This is a genomic window from Lachnoclostridium sp. An169 (genome assembly GCF_002160525.1).
In the GTDB taxonomy this organism is placed as follows: Bacteria; Bacillota; Clostridia; order Lachnospirales; family Lachnospiraceae; genus Mediterraneibacter; species Mediterraneibacter cottocaccae.
In genome coordinates this window covers 271266-280829 of record NZ_NFKT01000003.1, presented here as the reverse complement: position 1 = coordinate 280829, position 9564 = coordinate 271266, and the positions used below count along the sequence as shown (strand labels likewise).

Sequence of the window (9564 nt, the reverse complement as noted above, 5' to 3'; positions counted from 1 at the left end):
GCGGTGCTGTGGCCTTATGCGGTATTAGCAGTCATTTCTAACTGTTATCCCCCTGTGTGAGGCAGGTTACCCACGCGTTACTCACCCGTCCGCCGCTCAGTCAAATCACTCTTCAATCCGAAGAAATCTGAGTAAAGTGCTTCGCTCGACTTGCATGTGTTAGGCACGCCGCCAGCGTTCATCCTGAGCCAGGATCAAACTCTCGTTAAAAATGTTTGTTCCGGGTTCAGATCAACTACTAGCTAATCCTTTTCCCTTTACTGTTGTTGGTTGGCATTGAACACTTTGTTCAATGACGTTCTTAGAAATTTTCTCTTCAAAGAAATTTTCAAGGGTTGTTGTCTATTGTTCAGTTATCAAGGTTCCTGTCGTTCTTTCTCAGCGACAGCTTTGCTATTCTATCACAGACCTTTTCGCTTGTCAAGAACTTTTTTATTTTTCTTTTCTGTCTCATCTCCGGCTTTTCGACCGCTCTTTTCGACAGCTTTTATACTTTATCACATCGGCTCCGCTTTGTCAACAACTTTTTTCCTGTTGTTTTCAGCTCCTTCCGCCGGGCGATTCGCCTCCGCGTCCCCGTTCCGGATCTCTGCTGTTTTAAGCGCTGTCCTCAGCGACAGGTGCTATCTTATCATGGCTGGAAGGAATTGTCAATGTTTTTTCTATTTTTTATTTATTTCAGACAATTCATGCAATTCCGATTATTCTGACAATACTGCCGTATCACATCCGAACGTCTGCAACAGCTTTCTTTATTCCGTCCACAAACATCATCCAACATCGACCGGACGTCTGTTTTCTATGCTCTTCTATCCGATAACAGCCTGTCCGGCAAAAACTGCCGCTACGCCCAGTGCCATACTGGCGGCAGCATACAGCACTGCCATTCCAGCATTTCCGGAATTGATCAGGTCACCGGTCTCCAGGGCAAACGAGGAAAATGTGGTAAATCCTCCGCAAAGCCCGACCTTCAGGAACAGGATAACTCTCGGATTCAGCGTCTGATCTTTCGCTGCTGCAGCTGCGATCAATCCGATAATGAAGGATCCCGCCAGATTGATCGCAAATGTTTTAATCGGGAAATCCCAGGTCTCTTTCACCGGGATCAGTCCGATAAGATACCGGCATACCGAACCGATGAATCCGCCGATCCCTACGATGATACATTCAAGCATTTTCCCGCTCCTCCTTCTTTTTCTGTCCTGCTATTATACCGCGCTTTTTTCCTGCTGTGAATTCTTTTTTCTCAACCGTATCCCATCTCTCCGCTCTTTTCTCTTATTCCTGTACAACAGCTTCTCAGTTCGTACCATTCGGAACAGTCTGCTGCTGTCCGGCCGGTTATCAGGACAAAATATCTTTCCCACGGGAACACAAAAAAAGAACGGGAATCCACAAGGAACTCCATCGTCCTTTTTTTGTATTCGTGAAATGCTGTATCAGCTCACGCTGTATGCAAATTTACCAGCCGCAGACTATGCCCGTATTTTTCGGACATCAAATATGGTTTGCCACCTCAAAGGCATCCCAGATCGCATACATGATATTAGACACTTTCTTTGCGTCTCCCAGCAGATAGATCTCCGGCACTTCAAACTCCAGTTCATGATACAGGGTATTTTCCTCCCGGTATCCTACGGCAAGGATCACACTGTCTGTGAGCAGTTTCTGCTCTCCGTCTGCAGTCTGCACATCCAGAAGTCCGTCTCTGAAACCGGTCACTTTTGCACCGGTCAATACGTTGATCCCATTATACGGCACCAGACGCTCCAGCATATCCTTGTTTGCGTGACAGAGCGGGCCGTTGACCGCCATCAGTTTGTCCAGAGCTTCCACAATAGTCACATTCTTTCCCTGCTGTGCCAGCCAGAGTGCTGTCTCGCATCCGACCAGACCGCCGCCGATAACAACTGTTGTGCTGCCGCAGTCTTTCTCTCCATTGAGCACATCCGCCGCCGTATATACGTGCGCATCGTCTCCAAGCGAAAATACTTTCGGCCGGGATCCTGTAGCCACGATCACTGCATCGTAGTCCGCTCCCAGGACATCCTCTTTCTTTACTTCCGTGTTCATATGTACAGGAACACCCAGTTTTTCAAGCTGGACTTCATACCATTTTGCCAGAGCATGGTCATCCTCCTTGAAATCCGGTGTGCCGCCCGGAATCAGATTTCCTCCCAGAACAGCACCTTTCTCAAAAACTTCCGGCTTATGTCCGCGGATCGCCAGTACCCTGGCCGCCTCGCAGCCCGCAACACCACCGCCGATGACCATAACTTTTTTACTCTTAACGACAGGTTCGTATGCCGTCACACGTTCTCTCGCCGCCTGTGGATTTACCGCACAGTTGATCATGGAATACTCCTGGATCCTTCCCATACATCCTTCCTGACATGAGATACAGGGGCGGATCTCATCGGCGCGGCTTCCGCGCAGTTTATTCACGTAATCCGGGTCAGCCAGAAGTGGACGTCCGAGGCTTACGATATCGCACTCACCGTCTTCCACAGATTTGGACGCCATATCCGGGTTGTCCATACGTCCGGCACAGAGAACCGGCACGTCCACCACTTCTTTTACCATCTTACAGTACGGACGGAACAGTCCCTTTTCCTGATACATCGGGGGATGGTTCCACCACCATGCATCATAGGTTCCCACATCGGTGTCCAGTGCATCATAACCATAGGAGACAAGTAGTTTCGCCGCCTCAAGACCTTCCTCGATATCACGGCCTTTTTCCTCGAACTCTTCTCCCGGAAGAGCGCCTTCTCTCCAGTCCTTGATCATACTCTTCACACTGAAGCGCAGGGCAACCGGAAAATCATCGCCGCAGCGGGATTTGATCTCTTCAACTACTTCCTTTGCGAAACGCAGACGGTTTTCCAGAGATCCGCCGTACTCATCTGTTCTCTGGTTGAACATGGAGATAGCGAACTGATCCATCAGGTATCCTTCATGTACCGCATGGATCTCCACGCCGTCAAATCCGGCACGCTTTGCATTGTACGCTCCATCGCCGAATGATTTGATAATACTTTTGATCTCGTCGATCTCCAGCGGACGGCAGATCTTATCCAGCCATCTGTGGGGGATCGCAGACGGTGCCACCGGCGGAAACTCTCCTAAATTGGTAGGGATCGTAACCCTCCCGAAGCCTGCGGACATCATAAGGAAGATTTTGCTTCCATATGCATGAACTCTCTCCGTCATCTCTCTGCTGGTACGGATGAAATGAACCGGATTGTAAGTAGAGTTGGGGCAGTTCGGCATACTCTGCGTCTCAACCTTGCAGTCCGAGAAGGTAACGCCGGTAATGATCAGACCGGTTCCTCCTTTCGCGCGCTCCACATAATAATCGATTCCGCGCTGGTTGAACCCGCCCTCTGCGTCTGCCAGCCCGAGAGGACCCATAGGAGCCATGGCAAAACGGTTCTTGATCTCAACGGAACCGATTTTCACCGGGGTAAAAAGATTTTTGTACTTCATCGGTCAGCCTCCTTCTTTGTATATTGATAATTTTTTCACATTTATTATACAAAAAGAAAGAGTCTGCCGTGTATAAACAAACTCTTTCCAGATGAAAACTTTCTATTTCTCCGGAGGAATCCGTATCCCCCGCCTCATAGCCAGAAACTCCCGCATCTTCCGGACCGCCTCATAATCCGCTGTCCCGGTCCGGCACGTCCCGTATATTTCCCAGTTCATACCGCCTGTAAGCGGAATGGCTCTCAGCCCCGACATATTCATCTCCCCTGTCACAATCTCCGGAATAATGGCAATGCCGATTTTCTGGGAGCAGAGCTTCTGGAGCATGATGCCGTCCACGCTTTTTGCCACAATCTCCGGCTCGAATCCCTCCTCCCGACATCTGCGCACCGTCTCGGAACAGATCCAGAAATCTTCGTTCATGGACAGCAGTTTTTGATCTTTCAGCATTCCAAACGAAATCTGTTCTTTTTCATAGAAGGGATGCCCCTCATAGACGAGCACTGCTACCGGGCAGACGGCGAGCAGCTCCTGCGAAAAGGCTTCCGCTCCGCTGCCGGCGTTTTCTTTCCCCACGATAATGCCATAATCCAGTTCCGCAGCAAGCAGCTTTTCCCTGATCTGGGCATTGGAATATTCATAATACTCCACCGCAATTTCCGGATACCGGGCAATGAAATCAAAAATGTCCTGTATGGGCATCATATTAAACACCCCGTAAGCGCATCCGATGCGCAGCCGCTTCCCCCGGTTCTCAAGCTGGCGAATCTCACTGTCGATCAGGCTCAACTGGCGGATAATCTCGCCGCAGCGCCGGTAGAGCAGCACGGCGCTCTCCGTGGGAACCATTCCCTGTTTGCTCCTCTCGAAGAGCACCGTCTGCAGTTCGTCCTCCAGCTGACGGATATTTTTCCCTAGTCCCTGAGGCGTGATGAACAGCTTTTTTGCTGCCCGGTGTATGCTTCTCGTCTCGTAGACGGTCTGAAATTCGGTCAGTATCTTGGTATTCATGCGTCATTGCTCCCTTCCTTCCCAGTATAACACAGGAAGAAGAGGCTGGCATGCCAAATATTGCGGAACTTATGGCAGGTCTCTGTAAAAATCTGTTGCCTGACTATTCTCCGGCCTGTACTCCGGCAGCATCATCCAGAAGCCCGAAAAGCTTCATTACCCGAAGGGCGCAGTTCTGCAGATCCGCCCTTGTCAGGCAGTATGGGTGGTTCTTATTATTCAGTGCATCCAGGATGTCTTCCTTATCCGAGGGCAGGCCCGGCATGGTAAGGTCATTTCCCGCCTTTATATCTCCTGCCGCCGATGCGCACGGATAGACATTTCCCTTTTTGCCCATACCACCGGTCACAAGCCAGTCAGTCATCACAACGCCTTCATATCCCCACTCGTCACGCAGCACACAGGTCAGCAGATCCCGGCTATTGCATGCATGCTCTCCGTTTATCAGATTATAGGATGTCATGATGCATCCCGGCATGGCGTTCTTCACGCAGATTTCAAAACCTTTCAGGTAGATTTCCCGAAGCGCCCGCTCACTGACGTGGCTGTTGGAAAAGTAGCGGTTTGTCTCCTGATTGTTGCACGCAAAATGCTTGATCGTTGTCACACAGCCCGGATGCTTCTGCACGCCTCTTGTAACTGCAGCCGCAGCAACTCCGGAAACCAGCGGATCCTCCGAATAATACTCAAAATTTCTTCCGCACAGAGGAGATCGCTGAATATTAAGCGCCGGCGCCAGCCAGATCTGGATTCCGAAAAGCTCCATCTCCTCCCCGACAACATCCCCGCAGGTTTCCATGACTTCTTCGCTCCATGACTGGGCCAGTGCCGTACCGGTCGGAATTGCCGTACAGTACTGGTAATATATCGTTTCATCTTCCGGGGCACTTTCTGCCGCCGCGGACATGGCTTCGATTTCTTCCGGTGTAAGCGCGTAGACAATATCGCTCTGCTCCAGGGAGGTCTTTCCTTTTGCAGCCTCTCCATCCCAGGTATATTGCCTGCTGAGCCGGATTCCTGCCGGCCCGTCTGCCATAACTACAGGCGGCACGCCAAGATCCTTAAGATATGCCGTAGTCTCGCCGGCAGCGCCCGCCACCAGACTCGCCGCATTTCCGATGACCTCCACCATGGTATCCGCCTCTTTATAATTGCCGATGCACAGCCATGCAAGCTCTTCGTCTGTCAGCCCGGCAGCGAACTGTTCCGGGGTACATTTTCCGGAGATCACATCCTCATAACGGAACCTGCCACAGGAGACAGATTCTTCCGGTTCCGGACGGTATACATATGTCTTTGCCGGGATATCGGCACCTTTGAGCGGAATCACAGGGATTCCTTCCGGAATCTTGTCAGCAGAGTCCGCATTCTTATTTCTGATATCCGGTTTCCAGTCCTCAAAACCTGCTTTCCCGCAGATGTGTTTTACCTTTTCTGTCACCGCATCCGCATCGAGACTTAAGACCGCCGCCACAGAAGTCTCCGCTGCACTGGTTCCCACGCGGATCATATACTCACCCGCTTCCAGGATCCACGCTTCTGTTTCTTCATCGAAAGAAGCCATATCCGCCGTGTCAAAGCACAGTTCCAGAATCTCTTCCTCTCCGGGCAGAAGTTCACCTGTCTTGCCAAATGCAGCCAGTTCCTGAGCGGGTTTGTCCAGCTTTCCCCAGGGAGCCGAGTAATAGACCTGCACAACTTCTTTTCCCTTATATGCACCGGTATTTTTTACAGATACTTTTACCGTTACCTTGCGGCTGTCAGCCGAGACGTCCCGTACATTGACGGAAAAATCCGTATAGCCAAGCCCGTATCCGAATCCGAAATCCGCCGGTATTCCTGCTGTGCTGAAATACCGGTATCCCACATATACCCCTTCTCTGTAGAACGTATCGTCGGGATCTCCGAACCCTTCCGTCCCCGGATATTTTTCGATGGGGCACCACGACATTGTCAGTTTACCGGAGGGATATGCCTTTCCGAAAAGCACATCCGCAAGGGCGTCCCCGCTGCATGTGCCAAGCTGTCCCATCAGAAGGATGCATCCCACCTCACTTACCGGGGAAAGATCCACCATTCCGCCTGTGTTGAGCACAAGGACAAATTTCCTGTACTTCCTGCTGCAGGCGAGGATGTCCCGGATCTCAGTCTCTGTCAGCCGGATATCTCCCTTTTCGATTCTGCGGTCCGCTCCTTCCCCGGAGTCTCTCGCCAGAACATATACCGCCGTATCCGTCTCCTCTTCCGGGTCAGTGGACAGTTCATATTCCGGTTCCGGGCATGCCTTTCCCATAAGCATGAACAACAGCTCCACACCGGCTTCATCTGCGGCTTTCCGAAGTCCTCCGTAGAATGCTTTCTTTTCCCTGGCCAGGATCTCATCATATGCGTCCAGCCATCCTCCGGTAACGATTTCCACTCCGGCATTTTTCATGCCTTCTTCTACTGTTACAAAATGCCGCACATTCACATCGCCGGAGCCTGTGCCGCCTTTGACCGTATGTCTGGCGCCGCTGCCAAAGAGGGCGATTTTACTGCTTGTATCCAGCGGCAGAGTCCCGTCATTTTTCAGAAGCACCATACACTCCGGAGCCAGACGGCGCATCTTTTCCACATGCTCCTTTTCAAACGGCTGTATCTGATCAGTCTGAATTCTTCTCATTGTTTTCTCCTTTATGAATTCCCAAACTCTTGATTTTTCTGATTATTTTTTCTTGTCATTTCTGTCTTTCTGTCCTGGCACTTCCGTCCTTCTGTTCCATCGGCAACGTATACTGCAGATCCAGGCTGCCGTCCTCCTTTTTCTTCCAGGACACAGATACCATCCCTCGGGGCGTTATCACTTTTCCTTTCGCCCAGGTCAGATATCCGGGCACAGGAGACACCTGGATCTCCCGGTATCCGGGAGCTTTTGGTCCTACTCCGAGGACCGCTGCCGGAAGTTCATACAGGGCAAGCGCTCCCCAGGCATGACAGTCGCTCCTGGCTTTCACATCATCCTCCACACAGGTGCTGCAGTGGTTTTTCACCATTTCCCGCCATACATCCCACTGGCGTTCTGTCCTGTCATAGATACCTGCCAGCTCCATGGCCCGGAACAGATAGAACGCCATGGCGACAGAACAGGGGGCATACTCTTCCCGGTCTGCAAGGGTGATCTCGAGCAGGCGTCTTCCCTCTTCCCTGTCTACTGTTTCTGTCAGGAGAGCGAACACCTGACAGTGCTGGCTGTAGGCTTCCACGCCGGGACCGTCCTGATACAGCCCGTCTCTCCCCCGGCAGTATGTATTGACGGCCGCTTTAACGGACGCCGCCCTTCTGCGGTACTCTTCTGCCATACCGCAGCGTCCGATATGATCAGACAGTTCAGCCGCATACATGAGCCCCAGCACATAGAGCAGGCTTTCCATGGTAAGAGGTCCCGCCTCATGCGCTTTTCCCGGCACACCTGTGGTCGCGTCCCACTGGGGCGTCCAGTCGATAAAGGACCAGTATTTTCCCACCACATTGAGCCCGCCGATGGGGCCTACCAGTCCCCTGTCATCCAGATTGCGTTCAAAGAAACGCAGAATTCCGTCGATCACCGGAAGATGGTCACGGATCAGATCCGGATCATCAAAATACATCATATGGTCGTAGACCATTCCGATATAATAGATGGAAAATCCGGGAATAACGTTCGGACCGGTCTGCGGATAACAGCAGTTGATCATCCCGTCATGCCGCACGGAATTCTTCATATCATTCATGCAGTTCCGGGCAAGCCGGTCATCTGCAGCCACCTGATACGTGTAGAGGATCTGGCTTCTGGAATCCATGGCATACTGAAGCTGCTCATAGTACGGGCAGTCCTCATATGTCTCATGCATACAGCGTTTCAGCGTCCTCTCGCTGATCTCCCAGACCGCAGCCAGAGACGGATCGCTTGTCTCCACATGGGTCTTTACTTCCAGTGGGTATCCGGTTTCCTGATAATCCAGTTTTTCCAGGACAAGCGGTTCTTCCCCCACGATAATGTCCAGCCGTATAAAACGGAATGTGCGAAACCAGAAGGGTTCATAGCGTTCCGGCCTGTCGCTTTTCCCGTACCCGGAGACGGTATAGACGTCCTCCTGACCGATCAGGACTCCGTTTTCGGCGTCTGTCCGGTCGCCTTTCTTCCCGCCCGGGAACATTCTGTCTTTTCCATCATCTCTGCAGTAATAACACTCGGAATAGAGCAGTCTGCACACGCTCCCTCTTCCCCCGGAAACTGCAAGCGAAAGATATGCGGTCATCTCTTCCCCGGACGTGATCTCAACAATCTCATGCGCCCCTGCAGGCAGGCAGATCGTGCTCTCCCCCTGCAGAAACTTCTCCCATTCTTCTTTTGTGCAGGCAGATTCGCGCAGGGCGCTGACCCCGGAAAATCTTCCCGGCACCCGCTTCATCGGCGGGATTGTCCGGGCATAGAGGTTGCCCGGGCTGACTGCCCTCTTTACGGCAAGGAAGGGGTAAGGCACGGCATTCTTCCAACCGCTGTCGTCAAACTCCGGTTCCTTCCAGTAGTCGCTCTCCTCGTCTCCCTGTGCCCTCTCATAGATCCAGAGCGGGGCGAAGAAGGGATGTTCCCCTGTGATCTCACAGTTTTTCCTTTTCCTTACCTTCCAGGTTCCGTCCGCCGAGAACTGCCCGTTCTCCTCCTCCAGATAAAAGCCGGGCATATTTGTCCGGAACATACTGAAATTTCCCTTTTCCGGCTCCTTCGGGTAGCGCAGCACACAGGCTGCCAGAACATTTTTCCCTTTTTTCAGCCAGGGGGCAAGATCCACCGTATCGTAATACCAGTTCTCGTGATCCCCTTTCTGGGGACCATCTTCCACAAAACTTCCGTTTACATAAAGCCTGTATCTTGTATCCGCAGATACACGGACCCGCAGCACCTCCGGCTGCGGGTCGAGATCCATGACTTTTCGGAAATGAACCAGTTGCGGAACCGATGCGTCTGACGCATCACATTCATCTGTCCATATCCATCCTGATGCCTTTGACATCAGAGCCATGATATCGCCCATAATCGGAATC

The 9564-nt window shown here is 51.8% G+C and carries 5 protein-coding genes and 1 rRNA gene; all 6 read right to left on the bottom strand.

Annotated features, from left to right (window positions below):
* Window positions 1-210: ribosomal RNA gene (locus B5F07_RS04160) — 16S ribosomal RNA — on the bottom strand; the annotation flags it as partial.
* A 599-nt stretch (window positions 211-809) separates the two neighbouring features.
* Window positions 810-1175, bottom strand: coding sequence for a fluoride efflux transporter CrcB (gene crcB, locus B5F07_RS04155; RefSeq protein ID WP_087160006.1), 366 nt, complete (start codon window positions 1173-1175; stop codon window positions 810-812).
* Window positions 1176-1497: 322 nt separating this feature from the next.
* Complete coding sequence (locus B5F07_RS04150) at window positions 1498-3489, bottom strand: oxidoreductase (RefSeq protein ID WP_087160005.1); 1992 nt, start codon at window positions 3487-3489, stop codon at window positions 1498-1500.
* Between the two features lie 102 nt (window positions 3490-3591).
* Entirely contained in the window at window positions 3592-4500 is a 909-nt protein-coding gene (locus B5F07_RS04145) for a LysR family transcriptional regulator (protein WP_087160004.1), read from the bottom strand.
* A gap of 103 nt (window positions 4501-4603) precedes the next feature.
* The gene (locus B5F07_RS04140) at window positions 4604-7162 is read right to left on the bottom strand and encodes a glycoside hydrolase family 3 protein (protein WP_087160003.1); all 2559 of its coding nucleotides are present in this window, start codon (window positions 7160-7162) and stop codon (window positions 4604-4606) included.
* 55 nt (window positions 7163-7217) lie between these two features.
* Entirely contained in the window at window positions 7218-9554 is a 2337-nt protein-coding gene (locus tag B5F07_RS04135) for an alpha-L-rhamnosidase-related protein (RefSeq protein ID WP_087160002.1), read from the bottom strand.
* Between the last annotated feature and the right edge of the window lie 10 nt (window positions 9555-9564).